Annotated in this window: 21 protein-coding genes; 17 read left to right on the top strand and 4 right to left on the bottom strand. The window is 46.0% G+C overall.

Features of this window, described 5'->3' with window-relative positions; translation table 11 throughout:
- Positions 1-206: 206 nt before the first annotated feature.
- The gene (locus tag NLX82_RS09665; protein WP_023987881.1) at positions 207-509 is read left to right on the top strand and encodes a YunC family protein; all 303 of its coding nucleotides are present in this window, start codon (positions 207-209) and stop codon (positions 507-509) included.
- Positions 510-663: 154 nt separating this feature from the next.
- On the opposite strand, the gene mtnA is transcribed toward NLX82_RS09665, so the two are convergent.
- Both mtnA and mtnK read right to left on the bottom strand, forming a co-directional pair.
- A complete protein-coding gene (gene mtnA, locus NLX82_RS09670) occupies positions 664-1,773 on the bottom strand; it encodes an S-methyl-5-thioribose-1-phosphate isomerase (RefSeq protein WP_160788877.1) in 1,110 nt (369 codons plus the stop codon).
- 5 nt (positions 1,774-1,778) lie between these two features.
- Positions 1,779-3,002, bottom strand: coding sequence for an S-methyl-5-thioribose kinase (gene mtnK / locus NLX82_RS09675; protein ID WP_068940174.1), 1,224 nt, complete (start codon positions 3,000-3,002; stop codon positions 1,779-1,781).
- A gap of 313 nt (positions 3,003-3,315) precedes the next feature.
- Between mtnK and NLX82_RS09680 the strand changes: the two genes are divergently transcribed.
- The 7 genes from NLX82_RS09680 to NLX82_RS09710 all read left to right on the top strand — a co-directional run bounded on the left by NLX82_RS09680 (position 3,316) and on the right by NLX82_RS09710 (position 10,083).
- Entirely contained in the window at positions 3,316-3,786 is a 471-nt protein-coding gene (locus NLX82_RS09680) for a Dps family protein (RefSeq protein WP_013309551.1), read from the top strand.
- 445 nt (positions 3,787-4,231) lie between these two features.
- Positions 4,232-5,014 carry a Fe-S cluster assembly ATPase SufC gene (gene sufC / locus NLX82_RS09685; protein ID WP_013309552.1) on the top strand — a complete coding sequence of 261 codons (783 nt, stop codon included), beginning with the start codon at positions 4,232-4,234 and terminating at the stop codon, positions 5,012-5,014.
- A 23-nt stretch (positions 5,015-5,037) separates the two neighbouring features.
- Positions 5,038-6,342, top strand: a complete 1,305-nt coding sequence (sufD, locus tag NLX82_RS09690; RefSeq protein ID WP_023987884.1) for a Fe-S cluster assembly protein SufD — start codon at positions 5,038-5,040, stop codon at positions 6,340-6,342.
- On the top strand, positions 6,339-7,562 hold the full coding sequence (locus tag NLX82_RS09695; RefSeq protein WP_076161336.1) for a cysteine desulfurase: 1,224 nt from the start codon (positions 6,339-6,341) through the stop codon (positions 7,560-7,562). Before sufD ends, NLX82_RS09695 begins: the two co-directional genes overlap by 4 nt.
- Positions 7,552-7,974 (top strand): Fe-S cluster assembly sulfur transfer protein SufU, encoded by a 423-nt coding sequence (gene sufU / locus NLX82_RS09700; RefSeq protein ID WP_013309555.1) that lies wholly within the window; start codon positions 7,552-7,554, stop codon positions 7,972-7,974. The genes NLX82_RS09695 and sufU overlap by 11 nt, the downstream gene beginning before the upstream one ends.
- Before the next feature lie 30 nt (positions 7,975-8,004).
- Complete coding sequence (gene sufB, locus NLX82_RS09705) at positions 8,005-9,402, top strand: Fe-S cluster assembly protein SufB (RefSeq protein WP_013309556.1); 1,398 nt, start codon at positions 8,005-8,007, stop codon at positions 9,400-9,402.
- A gap of 318 nt (positions 9,403-9,720) precedes the next feature.
- Positions 9,721-10,083 (top strand): YmaF family protein, encoded by a 363-nt coding sequence (locus NLX82_RS09710; protein WP_028542906.1) that lies wholly within the window; start codon positions 9,721-9,723, stop codon positions 10,081-10,083.
- Between the two features lie 213 nt (positions 10,084-10,296).
- On the opposite strand, the gene NLX82_RS09715 is transcribed toward NLX82_RS09710, so the two are convergent.
- On the bottom strand, positions 10,297-11,361 hold the full coding sequence (locus tag NLX82_RS09715) for an HD-GYP domain-containing protein (RefSeq protein WP_023987887.1): 1,065 nt from the start codon (positions 11,359-11,361) through the stop codon (positions 10,297-10,299).
- Positions 11,362-11,680: 319 nt separating this feature from the next.
- On the opposite strand from NLX82_RS09715, the gene NLX82_RS09720 reads away from it, so the two are divergent.
- From NLX82_RS09720 to NLX82_RS09750, 7 genes are all read left to right on the top strand, one after another.
- Positions 11,681-13,135: a bifunctional metallophosphatase/5'-nucleotidase gene (locus NLX82_RS09720; protein ID WP_075153999.1), complete on the top strand. Its 1,455-nt coding sequence runs from the start codon at positions 11,681-11,683 to the stop codon at positions 13,133-13,135.
- On the top strand, positions 13,089-14,249 hold the full coding sequence (locus tag NLX82_RS09725; protein ID WP_025722542.1) for an HD-GYP domain-containing protein: 1,161 nt from the start codon (positions 13,089-13,091) through the stop codon (positions 14,247-14,249). Before NLX82_RS09720 ends, NLX82_RS09725 begins: the two co-directional genes overlap by 47 nt.
- Before the next feature lie 97 nt (positions 14,250-14,346).
- On the top strand, positions 14,347-15,477 hold the full coding sequence (gene yfkAB / locus NLX82_RS09730; protein ID WP_023987890.1) for a radical SAM/CxCxxxxC motif protein YfkAB: 1,131 nt from the start codon (positions 14,347-14,349) through the stop codon (positions 15,475-15,477).
- 108 nt (positions 15,478-15,585) lie between these two features.
- Positions 15,586-16,935 carry a hemolysin family protein gene (locus tag NLX82_RS09735; protein ID WP_023987891.1) on the top strand — a complete coding sequence of 450 codons (1,350 nt, stop codon included), beginning with the start codon at positions 15,586-15,588 and terminating at the stop codon, positions 16,933-16,935.
- Between the two features lie 240 nt (positions 16,936-17,175).
- Complete coding sequence (locus NLX82_RS09740; protein WP_025722540.1) at positions 17,176-17,400, top strand: spore coat associated protein CotJA; 225 nt, start codon at positions 17,176-17,178, stop codon at positions 17,398-17,400.
- Position 17,401: 1 nt separating this feature from the next.
- A complete protein-coding gene (locus NLX82_RS27560; RefSeq protein WP_302055785.1) occupies positions 17,402-17,851 on the top strand; it encodes a spore coat protein CotJB in 450 nt (149 codons plus the stop codon).
- A 33-nt stretch (positions 17,852-17,884) separates the two neighbouring features.
- Entirely contained in the window at positions 17,885-18,454 is a 570-nt protein-coding gene (locus NLX82_RS09750) for a manganese catalase family protein (RefSeq protein WP_013309567.1), read from the top strand.
- Between the two features lie 250 nt (positions 18,455-18,704).
- Here the strand turns inward: NLX82_RS09750 and NLX82_RS09755 are convergent, their stop codons facing one another.
- Positions 18,705-19,775 carry a glycosyltransferase family 2 protein gene (locus tag NLX82_RS09755; RefSeq protein WP_069080143.1) on the bottom strand — a complete coding sequence of 357 codons (1,071 nt, stop codon included), beginning with the start codon at positions 19,773-19,775 and terminating at the stop codon, positions 18,705-18,707.
- Between the two features lie 435 nt (positions 19,776-20,210).
- On the opposite strand from NLX82_RS09755, the gene NLX82_RS09760 reads away from it, so the two are divergent.
- On the top strand, positions 20,211-23,018 hold the full coding sequence (locus NLX82_RS09760; protein WP_254347917.1) for a bifunctional glycosyltransferase/class I SAM-dependent methyltransferase: 2,808 nt from the start codon (positions 20,211-20,213) through the stop codon (positions 23,016-23,018).
- A 25-nt stretch (positions 23,019-23,043) separates the two neighbouring features.
- Entirely contained in the window at positions 23,044-23,706 is a 663-nt protein-coding gene (locus NLX82_RS09765) for a class I SAM-dependent methyltransferase (RefSeq protein WP_023987896.1), read from the top strand.
- The last annotated feature ends 35 nt before the right edge of the window (positions 23,707-23,741 follow it).

Here is a 23,741-nt window from a genome sequence, read left to right on the forward strand (position 1 = left end):
TAAGTTTGACAAAGCGTAGACTTAGAACATTAACGATGATAAAGAGACTAGATGTGATGAATCATCTAGTCTTTTTGATATGTCCTGTTTTGCTGTAAATACATAATCCTCCTAAAATTTTGAACGTATCCACGAGTGTCCACACTTACCCGCAAATGCCGCATAAAATATCCCGGGTGAACAAAGAGGAGGTGCATGTGAGAACAATGATACACATGGAATCCGTGCAAGTGGGTGAGCATACATTTATCGGAGTTGAGGTCAAACTGCCTAAAACAACGCTGTTGACGATCTCTAACTCCCGTGGTTACATCATGTGTGGTGCACTGGATGTTGGGCTGCTCAATGAGCGGCTGGCGGATCGGAAAATTCTTGCCGCACGAGCTGTGGGGGTAAAAACGCTGAAAGAATTGTTGGAAGCGCCGATGGAATCGGTGACGACAGAAGCGGAGCAACTGGGGATTAAGCCAGGTATGCCAGGATACGAAGCACTTTTGAAACTGGTGTAATGAAGCCTATGTGCATATGTTGCATAAGAGTAGAGGAACAAGAACGAAAAAAAACCGGACTTTTTGGCTCCGGTTTTTTTCTGTGAAAAGTTTTATTCTATCGAGTAGAATTATCATTTGAATTATATACGAACGGTATGACATGCAAGAACAATTATTCGGCAAACAAATGGGTCAGGTTCTCGCTAAAGGGTGCTTGTACAATCCCTTTTTCGGTAATGATGGCGGTAATGTACTCATGAGGTGTAACGTCGAATGCTGGGTTGTAGACTTTGATGCCCTGCGGGGCGGTCCTTTTACCAAAGCTTTCGGTAACTTCCTCAGCAGAACGCTCCTCGATCGGAATATCTGCGCCTGTTGCGGTCTGCAAATCAATGGTAGATAGTGGCGAAGCGACATAAAAAGGAATGCCATGCGCCTTCGCTAGCACAGCTAGGCTATAGGTGCCGATTTTGTTGGCCACATCTCCATTAGCAGCGACTCTATCTGTGCCGACAATAACGGCCTGTACCCATCCTTTGGACATCACCATGCCCGCCATATTGTCACAGAGCAGGGTGACATCAATGCCTGCCTGCTGAAGCTCGAAAGCGGTCAGGCGCGCCCCCTGCAGCACGGGGCGGGTTTCGTCGGCAAATACTTTGAGGTGAATGCCGTTCTCCTGCGCAAGGTACATCGGCGCGAGCGCTGTTCCGTATTTCGCTGTCGCCAATCCGCCTGCATTGCAGTGAGTAAGTACGCCCATCCCGTCCTCGAACAGAGGTAAAGCATGGATGCCGATTTGGCGACATACTTCCTCATCCTCTGCCTGAATAGCTGTGGCTTCACGCTCCAGCCCGGCATTCCAGTCTTTGACCTGACCTCCGCTAGCTTCAATGATGAGTTCCCCAGCCCGCTTCTTCATGCGGTCCAAGGCCCAGAACAGGTTCACTGCCGTCGGGCGTGAAGTAGCCAAATGTCCGCACACGGCGTGTACATGCTGCAGCCACCCAGCAGCGTCGGTGCCGTCGTAGGCGGTAGCTCCTAGCACAACGCCGTAGGCCGCAGCCATCCCGATAGCGGGCGCACCACGTACCTTCATGGCATGTATGCCATCCCATACTTCCTCGGCCGTGAATAAATCCAGCATGACAATCGTTTCGGGCAGTAGACGCTGATCCAACATAGACAAGCGGTTGCCTTTCCACACCAGCGAAGATAGAGCCTGACTGGGCACTGTAGCTTTCCCAGAGGTTACGGGCGACGATTCTTTCTTTTCACTCATATTCATTAAGCTCCTTTAGTTTGGGCAGCTGTTGCTGTCCGAACAATGTCTCCCAGTTCCCGAATCGAATGAAGCTCGCGATTGCGAAGAACCAAGGATTTACCGATAGATAACGCCAGACGTTCCGCAGCTTCCTTGATAGCAGGATCGGCAATGGTGTCGATATCTGCCACATGCGACAGGCTGATGATACGGCGAATCACTTTGCACCCTGCAAAACCAATCGTATCTTGCAGTACTTTCTGGAGATACAAGTCCTGATATCCCGCTGTACGTGCCATATGATCGGTGACATGCTCATCCCACAGTTTGCGGAACCTACGCTCAAACTGCTCCCATACCTGAATGGCGGTCTCCAGAACCCAGTCACGCCTTTCCTTTAGAGCCTTCTCGCCAGAGGTCCATCCGGGTTGTGCTGCGTAGTTCAACAGCAGATTGGCGATCACCGCTCCGATATCAAAGCCCATGGGTCCGTAGTAGGCAAATTCAGGATCAATGACTTTAGTCGATTCGGTCGTTACAAAAATGCTACCAGTATGAAGGTCACCGTGCAGAAGCGCTTCGGTTCGTGTCAAAAACTTTTCTCGCAGCAAAGCCACTTCCAGGTGAAGCACTTGATCTGTACGTAGTGCCTCTGCTTCGTCTTCGATGTACGCACCATAGTTGTTATTATCTGAGAACCGATACGGTTCATCCAGAATCAGATCCTCAGTTATTTTGCAGAGATCCGGGTTGATAAAGCGTTTAACCAGGTCTTTTTTATCCTGCTGATTCATGCCCAAATCTGAGGTGAAGAAGAGCGTGCGTGCCAGAAACTCCCCAATATGATTAGCGAAATATGGATAGGTGTTTCCTTCTATTAGTCCCTTGCGCATGATGGTGTGTGAGCTAAGATCCTCCATCACGGTCAACGCAAGCTCATCGTCATACGCCAGTACCGCAGGAACCAATTCGGGGCAAATGTAGTGTTCCTGCTGAAGTGCCTCGCGTTCAATACGGGCACGATCCAGTGAAAGCGGCCAGGATTCACCCACAATTTTTACATAGGGAAGTGCCTGCTTGGCAATGATACTCTTGTTAGATTCAGAATCCGTAATATGAAAAACCAGATTTAAGTTACCATCACCGATTTCTCGGCATTCCAGATGGGCTTCCTGACTAAAAAATCCGGGGATGTTCTTCACGAATTCGATTGCTTCTTCAGTCGTTAAAGGATGATATTGGGACAACGAAGTCACCTCCATAAAATGTGCGCATGTAAATAGTTTAAAAAATATCACAATATTAAACCAAGTATTTTGATAGGATAGAGAAAGTATAACGAAAATCATTGAAGTTTTGTACATTTTTTTTATGGGGATTGAAAGAGGAAGAAAGGAGAACTCTTTTTTTGTTTCGTCTCCGTATAGAGAGGGTAAATATGAGACAGACGTCCGGCAGGTGATATTAGGATGCCCGCTGGCGTCTTACCGTCAGTAATGACGGTGATGGATATGTAAACGTTCCTGAAAGTCAATTTGATGAAAAAGGAAGGGATTTATGATGGCTAAAACAACAAGTAACTCGAAAAATACGCAAACCAAATCGGTGGAGGAACTTTTAAACCGTCAAGTCGCTAACCTCAATGTGTTATATGTAAAAATTCATAACTATCACTGGTATGTGAAAGGCTCTAGTTTCTACACACTCCATGTTAAATTTGAAGAGTTATACAATGAAGTGACATTGAAAATGGATGAGATCGCCGAGCGTTTGCTCGCGTTGAAAGGTTCTCCTTCCGCAACGTTGAAGGAATATCTGGAGCTGTCGTCGATTCAGGAAGCAACCGGCAACGAAGATGCTCCTAAGATGGTACAAACCTTGATCGAGGATTTTGCAACTGTATGCGAGGAGTTTCAGGAAGGTATCGAACTGGCGGAAAGCAATTCCGACCAGCCAACTGCAGATTTGCTGATTGGTTATAAAGCGGATCTGGAGAAACATATGTGGATGCTTCGCTCTTATTTGGGCTAATTGGCCGAATTTCGCTCCATTACCCAATGCCTAGTTCGGTGAAATTAATTCCACTCCATAGTGATGGGGTTACGCTCTGAAATAAACTCTCTACATGTAAAACGCTACTGACGTCATGCTGTCAGTAGCGTTTTTATGGCTGGAAAAAGATCATGCATCCCATGTTTTTTGTACAAATTTATAATTATATGAACAACCACAGGATGAATTTTGCCATTTGTGTGCCTGGTAGGGTGAACATTTTATGAAGAAAGTTGGATAACGTGTGTCTGTTGGTTGCACCCTTAAAGATATTTATTATAAAATAACTTGAGAATCATTGAGAATCAGTTTAGAATGATTATAAATAAATTTTTAAATATTACTTGAAATCAGGGGGCTCCCCTGTTTAAATATACTTTCTGATTTCGACACCACACTACATTTTTTGGAGGGTATTGCGAATATGGCTACAAACTTTAAGATTGAAGGTCTCAAGGCGACCATTGAAGGCAAGGAAATTTTGAAAGGTATTAACCTCGAAATGAAGGGCGGAGAAATCCATGCCATCATGGGTCCTAACGGTACGGGTAAAAGTACACTCGCGTCTGCTTTGATGGGTCATCCTAAATATGAAGTCACAGATGGCAAAGTAACTTTGGATGGAGAAGACGTGCTGGATATGGAAGTGGATGAGCGTGCACGTGCAGGATTGTTCTTGGCGATGCAGTATCCGAGTGAAATTGCAGGGGTAACGAACTCCGACTTTTTGCGTAGTGCGATTAACGCGCGCCGTGAAGAAGGACAAGAAATCTCCCTGATTAAGTTTATCCGTCAAATGGAAAGCAAAATGAAAGAGCTCGAAATGAATCCTGAGTTTGCTCACCGTTACCTGAACGAAGGCTTCTCTGGTGGTGAGAAAAAACGGAATGAAATTTTGCAAATGATGATGATTGATCCGAAAATTGTCATTCTTGATGAAATCGACTCCGGTCTGGATATCGATGCTTTGAGAATCGTGGCTAGCGGTGTCAACGCTATGCGTTCCGAAGAGCGTGGTTTCCTTATCATTACTCACTATCAACGTCTGTTAAACTACGTTAAACCAGATTATGTACATGTAATGATGCAAGGACGTATCGTTAAATCCGGTGGTCCTGAGCTTGCTGAGCGTCTGGAAGCGGACGGTTACGACTGGATCAAGGAAGAGCTGGGTATCGTTGATGAAACTGTAGGACAAGAGGCGTAAGCCGGAAGCGAGGAGGAAAACTAATGACTACACAAACAATCCTTCCGGTAGATTCCGAGCAACTGCGTGTTCTGTCCGAACGTAACGGCGAACCATCTTGGTTGGCCGAAGACAGACAAAAAGCACTTGAGCTTGCAGGCAAACTGGAGCTTCCGGTATTTGAAAAAACAAAAATCGAACGATGGAAATTAAACGATTACGGTCAACATAAACAGAACGAGGTCATTGCATCGGTAGGGCAGGTCCCGGCAGCCATTGCTGATCTGGTCAAAGAGCAACAGGAGGGTGGTCTGATTATTCAGCGCAACTCCGGCGCGGTATATGTGAAGCTGAGCGAGGAATTGGCGGCGCAAGGCGTCATTTTCACGGATTTACAAACAGCGGTTAAAGAGCATGCTGATTTGGTTAAAGCTCATCTGAACACAGTTATTAAGGCTGAAGAAAATTCATTATCTGCATTGCACGCAGCACTCTGGAACGGTGGAGTATTTGCTTATGTGCCTAAAAATGTAGAGCTGAACGTTCCGCTTCAAGCTGTATTTCTGACGGACGATGCGACTGCAACGTTTGCACCGCATGTGCTGCTCATTGTTGAAAGCCACAGTTCCGTGACTTACGTAGACAACTATGTATCTGCGGATTTGGCGGCACCTGTTCTTCATAACGGTGCGGTAGAAGTTGTTGCAAATGCAGGAGCTAAAGTACGTTATGCGACAGTCCATCAGTTTGGAGAGCAAGTAACGGATATTTCGATTCGTCGTGCTACGTTGGGAAATGACGCAGCTATCGAATGGATTGTGGGCGAAATGAACAACGGTAATACAGCAAGCAATACCATGTCCGTGCTCAAAGGCAATGGCTCCAATTCGGATGCCAAGATCATTGCTGTTGGTTCCGGCTCACAAAAGCTGAACTATACGACACAAGCACAGCATTTTGGTAAAAATTCCGCCAGTCAGATGATTACGCGCGCAGTAATGCGTGAAGAAGCGTCTTCCATCATTAACGGAATTACAAAAATTGAAAAAGGTGCTACCAAAGCAGACGGTCAGCAAACAGAACGTGTTCTTATGCTCAGCCCGAAAGCGCGTGGTGACGCTAACCCGATCCTGCTGATTGATGAAGATGATGTAACGGCAGGTCACGCAGCATCGGTTGGTCAGGTAAACCGTGAACAAGTGTATTACTTGATGTCCCGCGGGATTAGCCGTGCAGAAGCTGAACGTCTGATTATTTATGGCTTCTTGGCACCTGTCGTATCTGAAATTCCGCTCGAAGGACTTCAACATCAGCTGCAAAGCCTTGTTGAAAGGAAGTTAGGCCAATGAATACTGCATTGATCCGTGAACAGTTCCCGATTTTACATCAGGAGATTAACGGTCATCCGCTGGTTTATTTGGATAATGCGGCCACTTCGCAAAAACCGCTGGCGGTCATCGAGGCGATCAAGCACTACTACGAATATGATAATTCAAATGTTCACCGTGGTGTGCATACCTTGGGTAGTCGCGCAACGGATGCTTATGAAGGTGCGCGGGAGAAGGTAGCCCGCTTTCTGAATGCAAAGCGCAGTCAGGAAATTATTTTTACAAGAGGAACAACAACGGCGTTGAATCTGGTCGCTTCTTCCTATGGCAGGGCTAATTGCCAGGCAGGTGATGAAATTGTCATCACACAGATGGAGCATCACAGTAATCTGATTCCGTGGCAACAGGTAGCCAAAGCCACAGGCGCGACTTTGAAATATATTCCACTTCAAGAGAATGGTAGCGTTGATCTTGCTGATGTGGAGAATACCATTACAGAAAACACGAAAATTGTAGCGATTGCGCATGTCTCCAATGTGCTGGGTGTTGTGAACCCTGTCAAAGAGATTGCAGCTATTGCGCATCGCAAAGGCGCAGTCATCGTTATAGACGGTGCACAAAGCACACCACATATGAAAGTAGACGTGCAAGACATCGATGCTGACTTTTATGCCTTTTCGGGTCACAAAATGTGTGCTCCTACTGGGATCGGAGCACTGTACGGCAAGAAGACGCTGCTGGAAAACATGGAGCCCATTGAGTTCGGCGGTGAAATGATCGACGATGTGGGATTGTATGAATCCACATGGAAGGAGCTGCCTTGGAAATTCGAAGGTGGAACCCCGATTATAGCCGGAGCCGTTGGCTTGGGAGCTGCCATTGATTTTCTGGAAAGCATCGGACTGGACGCCATTGCACAGCATGAAAGCCGTCTGGTCGACTATGCTCTCAAACGTCTCCGTGAAGTGGAGGGGTTGACGATTTACGGACCTGCAGAACGTCATGTCGGGCTTGTAACATTCAACTTGGATGATGTGCATCCGCATGATGTAGCTACCGTATTGGATAGCAAAGGGGTGGCTGTACGTGCAGGCCATCATTGCTGCCAGCCATTGATGCGCTGGTTGAAAGCCAGTGCGACTGCACGTGCCAGCTTTTACCTCTATAACACGGAAGAGGAAGTCGACGCTTTGGTCAGCGCCTTAATCCAAACAAAGGAGTATTTTGGCGATGCAACTTGATGACTTGTACCGACGCGTGATTATGGATCATTATAAAAATCCGCGCAATCGCGGACGTTTTGAGGACGATGCCGTTACGGTGGATTTGAATAATCCTACGTGTGGTGACCGGATTTCTCTTCAACTCAAAACGAAAGACGGCGTGGTCGAAGATGCCCGTTTTACTGGCGAAGGCTGCTCGATTAGTATGTCCTCAGCTTCGATGATGACAGAAGCGGTCAAAGGAAAAACGATTGATCAGGCACTGGATATGGCAAGCCGCTTCTCTTCTTTAATGAAGGGAGAAGCCGTTGAATTCGATGATTATGAAGAATTGGAAGCTTTGTCAGGCGTGAATAAGTTCCCGGCCCGCATCAAATGTGCGACACTGGCTTGGAACGCGCTGCGCAAAGGGATTGATGAAGATAAATAATTTAAATAGAACAGAGGAGGTTTGAGAAACATGGCCAAGAAAGCACCGGAAATGGAAGAGTATAAATATGGCTTTCGTGACGAGCACAAGTCCATTTTCCAAACAGGTAAGGGTCTCACTCCGGAAATTGTAAAGGAAATCTCCAAAATTAAGGATGAGCCAGAATGGATGCTGGAGTTCCGTCTGAAAGCACTGAAACAGTTTGAAAAAATGCCAATGCCAAACTGGGGCGGAGATATGGATGAACTGGATTTCAACGATATCCAGTACTATGTAAGACCTTCCGAGAAACAAGGGAAGACATGGGAAGAAGTTCCGACGGAAATTAAAGAAACCTTTGATAAACTGGGTATTCCTGAGGCGGAGCAAAAGTTTTTGGCTGGTGTATCCGCACAGTATGAATCCGAGGTTGTCTACCACAGTATGCAAAAGGAACTGGAAGACCAGGGCGTTATTTTCATGGATACCGATACGGCGTTGCGTGAGCATCCTGAGATTCTGAAAGAGTATTTTGCAACAGTTGTACCTCCTGCGGACAATAAGTTTGCTGCACTGAACAGTGCGGTATGGTCAGGCGGTAGCTTCATCTATGTACCAAAAGGCGTGAAATGTGAAGTTCCATTGCAGGCTTACTTCCGTATCAACTCGGAAAACATGGGTCAATTTGAGCGTACGCTTATTATTGCGGACGAAGACAGCTTTGTGCATTATGTAGAAGGTTGCACGGCTCCAATTTACAGCACGAACTCACTGCATAGTGCCGTGGTCGAAATTATTTGTAAGAAGAACGCACGCGTTCGTTATACAACGATCCAGAACTGGGCACCAAACATCTATAACCTGGTAACCAAACGTGCGGTTGCAGAAGAAAACGCAACGATGGAATGGGTCGATGGTAACATCGGTTCCAAGTTGACGATGAAGTATCCAGCCGTTGTATTGAAAGGCCGTGGAGCGAAAGGGATGGTCCTGTCCATCGCTGTTGCAGGCAAAGGCCAGCATCAGGATGCAGGTGCGAAAATGATCCACTTGGCACCAGACACCACCTCCACAATTGTATCCAAGTCGATCAGTAAGCACGGCGGTAAAGTAACGTATCGCGGATTAGCTTCATTCGGTCGTCAGGCTCAAGGTGCAAAATCGAATATCAAGTGTGATACGCTGATTTTGGATAATCAATCAACTTCAGATACTATTCCTTATAATGAAATCATGAATGACGACATCACGCTTGAGCACGAAGCAACGGTTTCCAAGGTATCGGAAGATCAGCTGTTCTATCTGATGAGCCGTGGTTTGACTGAAGCAGAGGCAACGCAAATGATCGTTATGGGCTTTATTGAGCCGTTCACCAAAGAGCTGCCGATGGAATATGCGGTAGAAATGAACCGTTTGATCAAGTTCGAAATGGAAGGCAGTATTGGTTAAAACGCAGTAACCCTTGGTGTGACAAGGTTTTTGAGGTATTCTAAAGCTGTTAAATCGGAGTCGTGCCGATTTTGTGCCGACTCGGATTTCCTGCTAGTACAGAAGGCGAACTTTTTAAGTTCGCCTTCTTCTATTTTTTCCGTAATGTCTAAAAAGATGTCGGCAGTTTTCTGAATTGTCTTATGATCTAACGCTTTTATAAGGGGAGATAGAATTAAAAAAAATTATTGTTAGGACTGCGGATAATTGCCTAGCACTTAACTATGTTTGCTTAATAGGATATTGTAAAGCCACAAAACATAAGGAGGCAGGCAACGGATGCAGAAGAATAAAGCTGGAGTGAAGAAGAAACCCCTCTCTTCTAAACAGACACAGAGGCATGTACATGAATTTGAAGGTAGTACCAAACTGGCTGAAGAAGGCGCAGACCGACATAACCACCGCTTTGCAGGTGTTACTGGGCAAGCGATTCGAGTTGGAAGAAGTCATGTCCATGAAATTGATCTTTCAAAAACTGATTTCGTGAACCATTTTCATAATCTGAGAAGGATTAGAACAGGACCCGCTATTCCAGTCGGAAATGGCAAGCACGTACATTTTGTTACGGGCCAAACCACATTAAATGATGGTCATGTACACCAGTTCAATTTCGCAACATTGATTCAGGCACCTCTTATTTAATAAACAAATGTAGCAAATAATATAGTAGTAGAAACGCGTTTTTATTGTGTTTGATCGTTGTAAATTGTGACTAGGTTAATGTCCCTAACATAAAAAGAGGCTGTCCTTCGTAGAAGAACCTACGAATCAAGGACCGTCTCTTTTTATTCGCGTAGCCTGGGCTTCGGCAAGACATTTCGTTCCACCGAAGTAACGCCGGGAGGCAGTAGCGGATCAGGATTCCAAATAAATTTCATCAATGGATACATGGCGTTCCCTAGATAAATCTACATATTCATCATCGTTAATTCTCACTAAGGGTCTGAAGTAATCAGCAGGATTGTTCAGAATAATCGTTCCTGTCTGCCCTGTAGTCAGCAGAACCTGCTTATTAATGAAATTAGGAAGCATATGTCTGATGAACACTTGGGTAGCTTCTGGGTTTAGATGTCCAAAACTCATGCTGTGCAGCTCGCGTAATACGGCGAGTAGCTCCTGCTTCGTCTGGTACACACGATTGGAAATCATCGCGCTATACACGTCTGCAATAGCTGTTATGCTGGCAAAAGGATGAATTTCTTCCTTGAACAGTCCATGGGGATATCCACTTCCATCTTCACGCTCGTGATGCTGCAAGGCGACAATTGCAGAAATCTCATCGCTGGTTGAATTGCGAATAATATCATAGCCATAGAGAGAATGTTTCTTCATTTCATGAAATTCTTCAGGTGTCAGTTTATCCGGTTTGTTCAAAATTTCATCCGGTATCATGGATTTGCCTATATCGTGTAAATATCCGGCTTTACCAGCGGCATAAGCTTCTTCTTCTGTATATCCAAGCCATGTGGCAATGTAATATGACAGTACACCTACTTGGAGAGAATGATTATAGGTATAGTGATCTCCCCGCTCCATAATTAACAGCAGAGATACGACATCTTTTTGACGAGCCAGCTCTGAAACGAGAGGGCCGAACAGTTCATCAACTCGATATTCATCAAATTTTCCAGTTGAGGAAGCTTCGAGAAACATGCTTTCAAAGCCACTGATCGTCTGCTCCATGAGGGGAACGGCGCGTTTGAGGGATTCAGGGGAAGCTGGAACATCGGGGGCAAAGTCAACCGGAATGCTCGCAGAACCGGCATCAATGTCGATATAATCGACACCATGCATAATGAGTTTGGAAATGTCGTCATGCTGAAGCTCGGTGCCCTGAATCATGACAGGTACACCGTGCCCATTGTATGTATCGGATTTGAGGCGATCTCCCGGCTTGGCATCGGTAACGTGAACTCTCATGTGCTAACCTCCTTATTGTCGTAAATTTGTCGAAAATATGAAACAACCCTAATATATCAAGAATTATATGGGATGACAACGACTAAATTACTATTATTCCAAGCTGTAAAATAGGTCCCAGGCACCCGTTTCCTATCAGATACCTACAGTAGATTACGTCAATGCTTTTCACTATGTTTATGATGTGAGATTGTTCAGAGAGTACAGCGAAGCTTAAGGACTATGTCCACTCATATGTACCATATTGCTAAATAACATGGTATGCTTAAACATTAGAAGCTCCAAAGTCGATATATATAAAGTATAGAGGAGGGCGGTTATGGAGATGACGACTCGGCAAACGTTGACCATTTTGCATACCAATGATATCCATAGTCATTTTGGCAGTATGCCTTCGATAGCCGCGATGATCGATGAACGAAGAGCCGCATCACGGGATGCGCTGCTTGTGCTCGACATAGGAGACCACATGGACCGGATGGCCCCCGAAACGGAAGGAACGCTCGGTGGGGCAAATGTGGATGTGATTAATCTAACAGGATACGATGCAATTACGATCGGTAACAATGAGGGACTGACTTTTACCCCGGATATGATTGAACAGGCATATGCGGGAATTCATTGTCCGGTCGTATGCGGCAATATGACAGAGCGTGCTACGGGGATGAGCCCTTCGTGGATGAAGGAATCCCTTATCGTAAACAAAGCTGGAATCAAGGTCGGTTTACTCGGTGTGACGGCTCCTTTTGTAGAGTTTTATCAATTGCTGGGCTGGGATGTGCTCAATCCGTTTGAGGTGCTGGGGAAGCAGATCGCGGCACTGAGAAAGCAGGTTGATGTTTTGGTCGTGATGTCGCACCTGGGTCTACCTTCCGATCAAAAATTAGCGTCGCAGTTTCCTGAAATTGACGTTATCCTTGGAGGTCACACCCATCATGTGCTGGAGGAACCGCTTTGGGTCGGAAAAACAGCTTTATGTGGGGCGGGGAAGTTCGGAACGCTGCTGGGTGAAGTGACACTAAGTCGTAACAATAGCCTCGAACCGTTTCGAGTCACGTCAGGCGGCGTAGTTCCTGTAGATCAGACACTACTGGACGAAAAAGTGGCATCGGCCATTGTGGTGCATCGCAGACAAGCAGAGCGCACCATGGAGAGCACCATTGCGGTGACGGATCGGAAACTGGAGATTGCATATGATCAGGAATCCCCTTTTGGGAATATGCTGGCACAAGCGGTGTCCCATTTTACAGGAACAGAAATTGCCCTCGTCAATGCGGGACAACTGCTCGGCCCATTACCTCAAGGGGATATCAGCAAAGGAATACTACATTCCTTATGCCCTTCGCCGATTAATGCCTGTGTTATGAAGTTGCGGGGAAGAGATATTCGGTTGGCGCTGGAGCAGTCCTTGCTGCCTGAATTTACAGACAAGCCCATGACGGGCTTTGGCTTCAGAGGCAAAGTGCTTGGCACGATGTGTGTGGAAGGCTTGGCCATTCAGTATGACTCGGGCCGTGCTCCTTATGAAAAAGTGACGGACATTCGTGTAGCGGGTCAACTATTGGAAGAGCATGAGGAATACACAGTGGGCACGTTGGATATGTTCACTTTCAAAGCAGGTTATGAAGTGCTTGCGAACGGAACAGATCTCCGATTTATGCTTCCAGAATTTTTACGGGATTTGATTGAAATGGAGTTGAAGCGTCCGGGCGCGATGGAAGAATGTTTTGCAGCTAGGTGGCTTCAGGTATCAAAACAATCGGGAGAGGATTAAGCTGCGACTGGTACCTGTTACATTATTGAGAGCCGGCATGAAGCTGGGCAAAAAAATATACAATGAAAACGGAATGGTGCTGCTCTCGGAAGGTGTTGAGCTTACTTCGCGATTGATTGAACGTCTAGGCCAAGTCGGTATTGGATATGTATACATTGAGGATGCTGTGACAGAAGATATCGTCATTCCTGAGATGATCCATGAACAGACAAGGGCCGCGGCGCTACAGGAAATCAAAAAGCAGTTTCAAGGGTTGTCATCCTACTCCGTAGATCATAAGCACAAATATTTTGGCAAGTCATTTTATAAGGTGATGGAATCCATTCTGGACGATATTGGAGGCCGTCAGGACACCATCATTATGTTGATGGATATCGGGGCCGCGGATCAGGATTTGTATCATCATTCTTTGAACGTATGTTTATATTCACTAGTACTTGGAATATCCAATGGCTACGATAATAACCAGCTCATGGAGCTGGGGATAGGTTCACTACTGCACGATATCGGTAAAATGAAAATTTCACCTCAAGTACTCTATAAGCCGGGTAAATTGACGGATGAGGAATATGAGCATATGAAAACACACACGGTGATCGGCTACAAGCTGCTCAAAGACGAGCCTGGAATTCCCTTGTTGTCGGCTCATTGTGCATTACAGCATCATGAGCGTATCGACGGCAGTGGATACCCACATGGTTGGAAAAAGGACCAGATCCACGAATATGCGAAATGGATCGGTCTGGCGGACTCGTACGACGCAATGACAGCAAGTCGGATATATAAACAGGCTTTGTTGCCTTATGAAGCGATGGAAGTGCTGTACGCCGGGGCAGGAACGTTATATGAGCAGCGAATGCTGGAAGCCTTTCGTGATTGTGTAGCTATTTACCCCCTGGGACTCTCTGTGGTGCTCAACACGGGGGAAGAGGGGGTCGTGGTGCGTATACATCCCAAAATCCCGCAAAGACCCGTCATTCGCATTGTAAGGGACCGGGATGGGCAAGAAGTGAAGGCACCTTATGATGTCGATTTGTCCGTATCCCTCTCGGTTATGATTACAAACACATTGGGCGCTACTGCCGCCCCTTTCGGAGGAGTACACGTAGATTAGCAGATGATGTGGAAGAAAGCATGCAGACACTTTACACATCATGATATGATAATTATACGTCTTTTGAGGTTAATAACAGAAATAAGGTGAAAACATAATGACAGTTCTACAAAATAACACGCTACCCCAAATATCGCCAACCTATGATCCGTGGGACCCGATTGTCTCACTGCGTACACATGGTCGTCATTTGCTAACGAGTGTGGAAATGACCGTAACGCATCTATGTAATATGCGCTGTGAGCATTGCGCTGTTGGCGACATGTTAGTTATGAAGGAGGCCCCTTTCCTGCCGTTAGACCTAATGCTGAAGCGTCTGGATGAAGTCGAGCATCTGGAGACCATCAGTATTACAGGCGGGGAACCTGCTTTACTCGATAAAACAGTGGATGAAGTGATCGTTCCACTGCTGAAATATGCCAAGGAGCGCGGTATTCGCTCACAAATCAACTCCAATCTGACGTTAGATATTCGCAGATATGAGAAGATGCTTCCTTATCTGGATGTGATGCATATTTCGTTTAACTATTTGAATGCGGACGATTTTTATGAAGTGGGTTTTGCAAATACCGGCCGGCCGACTCCACGTGCGGGTGCTGTTCGCCTGTATGAAAAAATGATGGAAAATGCCCGCAGATTGAGTGAAATGGGAATGTTCATTTCAGCTGAATCCATGATTAATTATCGGACACACACGAAGCTGGAGGGCATTCATCAGTTAATCAACGAAATGGGATGCCGACGGCATGAAGTTCATCCAATGTATGCGTCGAATTTTGCCTCTGCTTTGCCTGTGCTTTCACTCGACGATATGCGAAACTCTATCCATAAGCTGCTGGATGTACGTAATCAGGACATGTGGATGTTGTTTGGGACATTACCGTTCTTTGCTTGTTCGGATCGGGAAGAAGACCGCAAACTGCTTCGCCGCTTGCGTCAGGAACCGAATATTACGGTGCGTAATGATCCAGACGGAAGAAACCGTGTGAATGTGAATATGTTCACGGGTAGCGTGTATGTGACGGATTTTGCAGACATTCCGGCTTTCGGAAACATTCAGGAAGACAGTCTGGACGATATTTTTGGTGAATGGCTGAATGAGCATCCGCTGAATCAGACTGTGAACTGTCATTGTGATGCCGCTGCCTGTTGTGGACCGAACCTGCTCGTGGCGGATATGTACTACAAAGGAATAGACTTTAAATCAAGAAAAGCATTACAATTATGAGTATTTTTGCATGATTTTAATTAGCAGCTTCCAATCAATAAAATTTGGATTGAATTGCTTGCAAACCAAAAGATGCAAAATGCAAACTATAGAAATGGGGAGTTCGTATTGGATGGTCATACCGAGTTTCATTGGGGATTGCTAGCTGTGAATCTCCTCTTGGTACTGCTGCTTGTCTTTCTAAATGGTGTATTTGTGGCCGCAGAATTTTCGTTGGTCAAAATGCGCCAATCCCGATTGACGCAGCTCCAAAGCGAGGGTCATCGCCTGGCAGGCTATGCGCTGAAGGTGAACCAAAAGTTGGATGCTTATCTGTCCGCCACCCAATTGGGCATTACGCTGGCTTCATTGGGCTTGGGTTGGATTGGAGAGCCAGCAATATCCGGCTACCTGATAGAGCCACTCATGCACAAACTCGGTGTAACTGACGGTACACTGATTACAACGGTATCCGTTATCGTCGGATTTTGCGTAATTACCTTTTTGCATATCGTATTGGGGGAACTGGCGCCAAAGTCCTTAGCGATTCAGAAGACCGAAGGTGTGGCGTTGTTTTTATCGGCGCCTTTGCTGCTTTTTTATAAGGTCTTTCTGCCTGTGATCTGGGTATTGAATGCTGCGGCAAATTTACTGTTGCGTGCATTCGGCATTCAGCCGGCGAGTGAAGCCGAAGCGGCTCATTCGGAGGAAGAGATTCGTATATTGATGAATCAGAGCGCCAAAAGCGGTGTGATTGATAAGGACGAAATTAAGCTGATGGATAATATTTTTGATTTTTCTGACTTGCTTGCCCGCGAAATCATGCTGCCGCGTACAGATATGGATTGTTTGTACACGAATTTGTCGTTTAAGGAAAATCTCAAGATTATCAGCGAGACCAAGCATTCCCGCTACCCGGTAGCGGTTGAGGATAAAGACCAGATTATCGGTTTTGTCCATATTACGGATCTTCTGCTAGCTGAGCAGGGAGAGCAACTGGATCTGGCTTCGGTGGTACGTCCTATTTTGAATGTGCCGGAGTCCATGGAAGTGAGTCACGTGCTACGCCTTATGCAGAAAAAACATTCCCAAATGACTCTCGTGGTAGATGAGTACGGCGGAACGGCCGGGCTGCTGACAGCGGAGGAAATTTTGGAGGAAATCGTCGGGGATCTCTATGATGAATTTGAGGATGAACGCCCGAGCGTGGAAATGAAGGAGAACTTCATCTCTGTGGACGGTCGTATGCTCATTGAGGATGTCAATGATTTGACTGGAGTGAATATTGAAGACGACGAGGTGGATTCCATCGGGGGATGGCTGTTCAAGGAATTGGAAGGCATTCCGGTGAAAGGGAAGAAAATTGAGTTTTATAACCTTACCTTTGAGGTGGAGGAAGCAACAAGGCTTCGCATAATGAGAGTGAAGATTCACCGCAAGCCTGAGCCTGTGATTGAAGATGAGCTTTCTACCGATTGATTCCTGATCCACAGAGATAGGTAAGATCAGTTGAGGTATGTAAGTTATTATAGAGTGCTGAAGAAAGAGCCTTTAGATCCACGTACCGTGGGTTTAAAGGCTCTTTTTTGATTAGAAACAGTTCTATAGTTATTTTCTTTGAACAATTATTTTTATCTGTGATTTTTTGTTCGAGACTTGGGCGATGCGGCATATGTTGAATAGTAAAGCAGATGGATCAATCAAAGGAGGTCCCGGCCCGTGAAATTTCCACAGCAAGGTGAGTATGCCCCGTTTGTCGGCCCGTTCGATCCGTGTCCACCCGTCCTGTGCAAGACTTATGTGCTTCCGCCAAACTTATTTGTACAATTTCAGCCCCCTGGTCTACCGCAATTCAGTCCAGATGAGGCGCTGACGAAGGGGACACTATGGCCTCTACTTTACAGCCCTTATGAGCCTATGAGAAACCAGGGGGGAGGCGAATAGAATGGAGAATCCAAAACAGGGTCAGTCCCCAAACCCATTCCAACAGCAAATTCAGCATGAGAGTGGGTATCAACAGCCGAATCCATATCAAAGCCCTTATTCAAATCCGTATTCATACCAGAACCAGTATCAGAGCCAAGCTCAGGACTATAGTCAAGCCGGAAACCCAGCCCAAGGCTGCACGCCCCAAACCAAGCCGGGTGATGCCCAGTTTTATGCGCTGTTGGAGAAGCTTCAGGCGGTAGATTTTGTATTGGTGGAACTGAATTTGTATCTCAATACACACCCGGATGATTTACAGGCTATCGAACAGTTCAATAAGCTGACGCAGGAAAGAACGGTGATTGCTAACGAGTACCAGATCTTATATGGGCCTTTACAAAATTTTGGCCGTGCCTATTCCAAGTATCCTTGGGAATGGAACCAAACTCCTTGGCCGTGGCAGGTCTAGGTAGGTACAACCTTTTATAAAGGAGGAACATGAATGTGGGTATATGAGAAAAAACTGCAATATCCCGTACGTGTCAGCAAATGTGATCCTCATATGGCCAAACTGCTTATGGAGCAGTATGGTGGAGCGGATGGCGAGCTGGCGGCGGCTTTGCGGTATCTGAATCAGCGGTATACGATTCCGGATAAGGTTATCGGCGTACTTAATGATATAGGTACGGAAGAATTTGCGCACCTCGAAATGATTGCGACTATGATTTACAAGCTGACCAAGGATGCGAGTGTAGAGCAAATGAAGGCAGCCGGGCTGGGGGAATATTATGCGGCGCATGATCATGCGCTGTATTACCAGAGCGCAGGCGGAGTTCCTTTTACAGCGACCTATTTTCAAGCCAAGGGTGATCCAATTGCGGATTTGTATGAGGATATTGCGGCAGAAGAAAAGGCGAGAGCTACATATCAGTGGCTGATTGATTTAACCGATGATGTGGATTTGCAGGATAGTCTGAAGTTTCTGCGTGAACGCGAAATAATCCATTCGCTCCGTTTCCATGAGTCTGTGGAAATTTTGAAGGGGGAAAGAGACCGGAAGAAAGTGTTCTGAGAAAATGATACACAAGGTCTCTTGGTGAGCTTAAGCTTGCAGGAGACTTTTTTCTTTTGAAGTCATCTAAGCTATGAAATGGTCGTTCCCAAGGAGTAGCAATGGGCATTTTGTATATAAGAGGGGGCAAAAATAAAAGCCCCCAAAAATTGCAGGCTGTCAGCCCGGGTATCGTGCCGAGCACATATCGGCATGATGACTAAAAGGCCGGCTACATTAAACGACCTTCCCTGGCGCGTCTTTCTCATCCCTATTGCTTCAGTTGTGCAAAATATTGCTCGTTATATAACACGCTTGGATGGGTAGGATGGTGCAACTGAGCGATGCGGTGATGCGATTTTGCCTTTTCGATGTCACCGATTCGGTCGTAACACAGGCATAATTGCAAGTGTGGAAACCAGGTATAGTACGAGGAATTGGTTAAGGCCATCACATCTTGTGGAGGCTCTATCAGCGTCGCCTGACGAAACCAGTAAATGGCTTGAGTATACTGCTCATCTTCAATGAACAAATTGCCAAAGGCACAGCAGAACTGTGCGCGTGGTACATCAAGGTTAAGTGTGCGAAGCAGAGCCATACGCTGCTCCTGTTTTTGACCCTGGTGAGCGTAGCAATCCGCTAGCTTAAAGCAAGCAGCAATCCGATCTTCAATCCATCCGAGATCTAGACCCAGATAGTGTTTGTACTGCTGGATGGCTTCTAGTATGCGTCCGTTATCATAAAGTTCATTAGCGAAGTAGTAGTGATCTCGTTCAGAAAATGCGGTGCCTTGCTCCCGATGCTTGAGATAGATATGCAAATTACGATCAGTGTAAGCACGTGCCTTTTTATGAGTCACCGCCATATTACTGTGAAAGGTACTGCCTGTCACATTCAGGAATTCGTGAATAAATCCGATCCATCTGAATTTACGATCACGTCGCACCATTCGGTTTCTTTTGAGCTTATGCAGCGGCTGCCCCTGTTCATCTACAGATAGCACATAATCCATCGTAATGCTGTCATACGAGACGGTGGCTTGTTTTTTCCAGTCGAGAAATGCCAGTCGGTCTTGCTCTTCTAGGATGTCGTCGGCATCCAGCCAAAATTGATATTCCTGTGTTGCCTGATCAAACGCATAATTGCGGGCTGCGGAAAAATCATCACACCATTCAAAAGGGTATATCCGAGCGTTGAACGATGCAGCTACCTCTTGGGTACTGTCGGTAGAGCCAGTATCAACGATAATGATTTCATCTACCAGGTCATGGACTGATTTCAGACAGGTATGAAGTGCTTCTTCTTCATTTTTGACAATCATACATAAGCTGACAGTTACCATGCTCTTTGTCCCTCCCAAAAAACTTGATATAATCTCCATTTTATGTAGGATAGCTTGCTCATTATGTAGTAATTCCGATGGAGCATTTAGAGGATGTGTAATGATCATAAATTCAAACTTGCTCTAATAAATTAGAAAATCAAAGTCTGATATGAAGGGGGAGGAGATTGTGCGAAATTCGATATTATCAAGTGCGACCGGGAAATAAATTTGATGGCTAAATGTAGTTGGAAAACAGGTGAAAAACAGAAAAAAGGCAGTTAACTGGATGTTAAGGTTGTATTTTTGTATTGATGTCGTTTTCATTGATATTTCCAGGTGTAAGTCCATTCCTACCACGCTCACTCCCATATCGCTTGGTCGCAATTATGGTATGCCTTAGGACATGGAGGGAGAACGGTTTATGAGGCTTCTACCTGATGGAGGCGTTGAATCATGCGTATACTAATCGGTAGCCCGGTGCACCAGAAACCGGAAACATTGTCTTTATTTCTTCAAGCTTTGGAGCGACTGGAGGCACCTGACGTGCTGCCCGATTATTTATTTGTCGATGATAATGACAATCCGACTTCAAGCCAATGGCTTGCCGATTTTTCCAATCGACTGCCAGGCAGGGTTTTGCCCTTGTTGACAGGCTCACAGCAAGTGGAGAACCGAAGTGATGAGCACACTCATTATTGGCCGCCTGCCCTCGTCTGGAAAGTGGCTGATTTTAAAAATCGTCTTATTGATTATGCACTTCAGCATAATTATGACGCGCTGTTTTTGGTCGATTCAGACCTGATTCTCCATTCCCGTACCTTATGTAAACTGGTAGAGGCGGAGAAGGATATTGTATCTGAGATTTTCTGGACACGCTGGCAGCCGGAGGGGCCTCTATTGCCTCAGGTGTGGGTTAGTGATGAATATAATTTGTTCCATCGTGAAGAAGGCGAAGTGTTGTCGGCAGAGGAGCGAGCGCAACGCGAGTTGCATTTCATACACCAATTGCATGTTCCTGGTTTGTACGAGGTGGGTGGTCTAGGCGCTTGCACCCTAATCCGCAGACGTGCACTGGAAGCAGGGATTCACTTTGGTAAAATCAAAAACGTTTCCTATTGGGGAGAAGATCGACATTTCTGTATTCGGGCAGCTGCATTTGGATTTCCACTTTTTGTGGATACACACTATCCGGCGATGCATCTGTACCGGGAAGCGGATAGAATAAAGGCAGAGCAGCTACTATTCACCCTAAAGTATTTTACAACGAGTGCTGTTCATACGGACCATTCAGAACATTTAGCATATCTGGATCACTCCGATACTTCTACTAACTCTCCTGCCTTCAATCGTTCTGCATCATCAAGTCCCTCTAAGTTCCCTGAACCTCCTGTTATACCGTATGATCTCCGTGAGTCAGCTGTCTTTGCCAAGTACACTGCAGATTCTTTTGCTGTACCACAAACATTCTCTGGTCCACGACAAAGTGAACTTCATACGCCGCCTGTCTCCAAACCCAAATTGACGCTGACCATGACGGTATACAATGAGGCAGATCGCAAGCTCATTGACGTGCTGCGGAGTCATCGGGAATATATTGATGAAGCGGTCATTATTGATGATGGCAGTCAGGATGATAGCGGAGAGTTGTGCCGCGAGATCCTGAAGGGAATCCCATTGCGTTTAATACGCAATGAAACAGCTTCTTTTACCAATGAATTAGAGCTGCGAAAACAGCAGTGGAGAGAGACGTTGGCATCCTCTCCCGAATGGATATTAAACATGGACGCTGACGAAATGTTCGAATCCCGTTTTGCTCAAGGGGTACATTCGTTGTTAGCGGGAACGAAAGCGGATACGATTTGTTTCAGGTTGTTTGATATGTGGACTTCCACGCATTATCGCGATGATGATTATTGGCAGGCTCATCAGTATTACCGTCCTTTTTTAATTCGATATAAGGAAGGGTTTTCTTATAAATGGAAGGAGCAGTCCTTGCACTGTGGGAGATTTCCCGAAAATGTGCTTGACCTACCCAGTGAAATCAGCAACTACCGCATCCAGCATTGGGGATGGTGTACACCTGCTATTCGCATGGCCAAATTTCAGCGATACCAGTTGCTTGATCCAAGTGCTCGTTATGGCTGGAAAGAGCAATATGAATCTATTTTGGACCCGAACCCCCGACTCACGCTTTGGGTAGATCAGGACAACATAAATGCAGAAAAAGAAACTGCACCAGAGTATGAAGCTGCCGATGATGTGAACGCCATGGATGTTGCTGAGATTGCGAGTGTCCAGGTTATTAATAATTCCGACCTACAAATAAAAAGTGAAACAAAGGACTTACTTTATAGTAAATGCAAACTGTGTGGCTCATCCGACACGGCAGTATTTCATAGCTATGAACGCTTTACCTTGATGGGATGCGGCTCCTGCGGATTGGTTTTTCGTAATGATGTGGATCATATACAGCCAGAGGATATGATTGCAAAAATTTATAATGCCGAATGGGTTGCTATGCGGGATAGTGCAGCAACTTCAACTTATGGAGATCATGCCCTTTTTGGACTCATGCTGCTGGATATGTTCAGTACCGGTAAAGGAAAATTGCTTGAGATTGGATCAGGTACCGGAGAATTTATCCATGCTGCCCTTCAAGCCGGCTGGGATGCAGTGGGCATTGAACCTTCCATAGACTCGCGTGCTTACGCCAAATACAAATATGACGTGGATTTATTGCCGGGTTACTGGGGCGATGAAGCCGAAGAAGATACTCAAACCGAAGAAGCACATGAAATACAGGAATTGAATGAAGAACAAGAAGCAGAAGAAGATACTGACTTAGCACTGGATCACAAATACGAGGCCGTAGCATGCTGGCATGTGCTGGAGCATATTGCGGACCCTGTTACATTTTTGACAGATTTACGCGAACAGCTTCAACCTGACGGGACGTTGTATATTACGGTGCCCAACAAAAACTCGTTCACCAATGAGGCTTATGGTGTTTATTCGCCTTTATTTACGGAGGAAGATCATTTGTATCATTATTCTGAGCATACGCTTGCGCTCTTACTGGAAAAGTCTGGCTTCCGCCCAGTGGCTATGTTCACCCGCCAACTTCCCTCTGGTTTGGATGCCCTGCTGCAAGCCCATCCTTTGTACGGTGAGCTTGCCTTTACGGAGCAAATGGGATTGTTAGCCAAACTTCAAGGCGAGAAACGGGGTCATGAACTGTGCTGTGTCGCAAGAGTAATTTAATCATCCCTAAAAGGAGGCAGCATCCATGAACATGTCTGACCCGTATCTGTCTCGCTTTTTTGTATATTCTGATCCCAACTCCTCCAGCATGATTTACAGACTCCCCCAAAGCTGGTGGAGTCGCCCCTATGAGTATGAGTGGTGTCTTCAATTTATGTCTGGGCAAGATACAGTGCTGGACGCAGCATGTGGAATCCCACATCCATTCAAATTTGAGTTGGCCCGCCGTTGCGCTCAGGTCTATGCCTGCGATCTGGATATTCGGATCATTTCCGTGGATGCCATTTTGGCCGAGGTGCGGCGGGATATCGGAGAGGAGGCTGCCGAGCGCATTCAGGAGATTTTGCCAGTTCGGCTCCACTCCGCACATGCCAATCTGACGGCTCTGCCCTATGAGGATGCCAGTTTTGACAAAATTGTATGTATTTCGGTGCTGGAGCATTTAACACCTGATGAATCTTTGGCAGCCTTACGTGAATTTCACCGGACCTTACGCGATGACGGAATGCTTCTGCTGACGTTTGATTACCCTACAGTGGACCTGTCAGCGATGGAGCAATGGATAGAGCAGGCGGGATTTTCGTATTGGAATGGTGTGGATCTCAAGCTTCCACGGGGTGCTTTACACACGGATATGTGGGGTGGTTTGCATTGTTTCAGGACTGTTTTAAAAAAATATAAGAGTTAGCGGTATGCGCAATGAGGTTTACACGGACCTCTCTT

The sequence above is a fragment of the Paenibacillus sp. A3M_27_13 genome (genome assembly GCF_024213315.1).
In the GTDB taxonomy this organism is placed as follows: domain Bacteria; phylum Bacillota; class Bacilli; order Paenibacillales; family Paenibacillaceae; genus Paenibacillus; species Paenibacillus polymyxa_B.

What these genes read in the sequence shown, in the direction of transcription:
- NLX82_RS27560 (WP_302055785.1), top strand. Translation starts at nt 17,402, where the DNA reads ATGGAGAATCCAAAACAGGGTCAGTCCCCAAACCCATTCCAACAGCAA.
- sufU (WP_013309555.1), top strand. Translation starts at nt 7,552, where the DNA reads ATGCAACTTGATGACTTGTACCGACGCGTGATTATGGATCATTATAAA.
- NLX82_RS09665 (WP_023987881.1), top strand. Translation starts at nt 207, where the DNA reads ATGATACACATGGAATCCGTGCAAGTGGGTGAGCATACATTTATCGGA.
- NLX82_RS09720 (WP_075153999.1), top strand. Translation starts at nt 11,681, where the DNA reads ATGGAGATGACGACTCGGCAAACGTTGACCATTTTGCATACCAATGAT.
- yfkAB (WP_023987890.1), top strand. Translation starts at nt 14,347, where the DNA reads ATGACAGTTCTACAAAATAACACGCTACCCCAAATATCGCCAACCTAT.
- NLX82_RS09765 (WP_023987896.1), top strand. Translation starts at nt 23,044, where the DNA reads ATGAACATGTCTGACCCGTATCTGTCTCGCTTTTTTGTATATTCTGAT.
- mtnA (WP_160788877.1), bottom strand. Translation starts at nt 1,773, where the DNA reads ATGAGTGAAAAGAAAGAATCGTCGCCCGTAACCTCTGGGAAAGCTACA.
- NLX82_RS09710 (WP_028542906.1), top strand. Translation starts at nt 9,721, where the DNA reads ATGCAGAAGAATAAAGCTGGAGTGAAGAAGAAACCCCTCTCTTCTAAA.
- NLX82_RS09695 (WP_076161336.1), top strand. Translation starts at nt 6,339, where the DNA reads ATGAATACTGCATTGATCCGTGAACAGTTCCCGATTTTACATCAGGAG.
- sufD (WP_023987884.1), top strand. Translation starts at nt 5,038, where the DNA reads ATGACTACACAAACAATCCTTCCGGTAGATTCCGAGCAACTGCGTGTT.
- NLX82_RS09680 (WP_013309551.1), top strand. Translation starts at nt 3,316, where the DNA reads ATGGCTAAAACAACAAGTAACTCGAAAAATACGCAAACCAAATCGGTG.
- NLX82_RS09760 (WP_254347917.1), top strand. Translation starts at nt 20,211, where the DNA reads ATGCGTATACTAATCGGTAGCCCGGTGCACCAGAAACCGGAAACATTG.
- NLX82_RS09715 (WP_023987887.1), bottom strand. Translation starts at nt 11,361, where the DNA reads ATGAGAGTTCACGTTACCGATGCCAAGCCGGGAGATCGCCTCAAATCC.
- NLX82_RS09750 (WP_013309567.1), top strand. Translation starts at nt 17,885, where the DNA reads ATGTGGGTATATGAGAAAAAACTGCAATATCCCGTACGTGTCAGCAAA.
- sufB (WP_013309556.1), top strand. Translation starts at nt 8,005, where the DNA reads ATGGCCAAGAAAGCACCGGAAATGGAAGAGTATAAATATGGCTTTCGT.
- sufC (WP_013309552.1), top strand. Translation starts at nt 4,232, where the DNA reads ATGGCTACAAACTTTAAGATTGAAGGTCTCAAGGCGACCATTGAAGGC.
- NLX82_RS09755 (WP_069080143.1), bottom strand. Translation starts at nt 19,775, where the DNA reads ATGGTAACTGTCAGCTTATGTATGATTGTCAAAAATGAAGAAGAAGCA.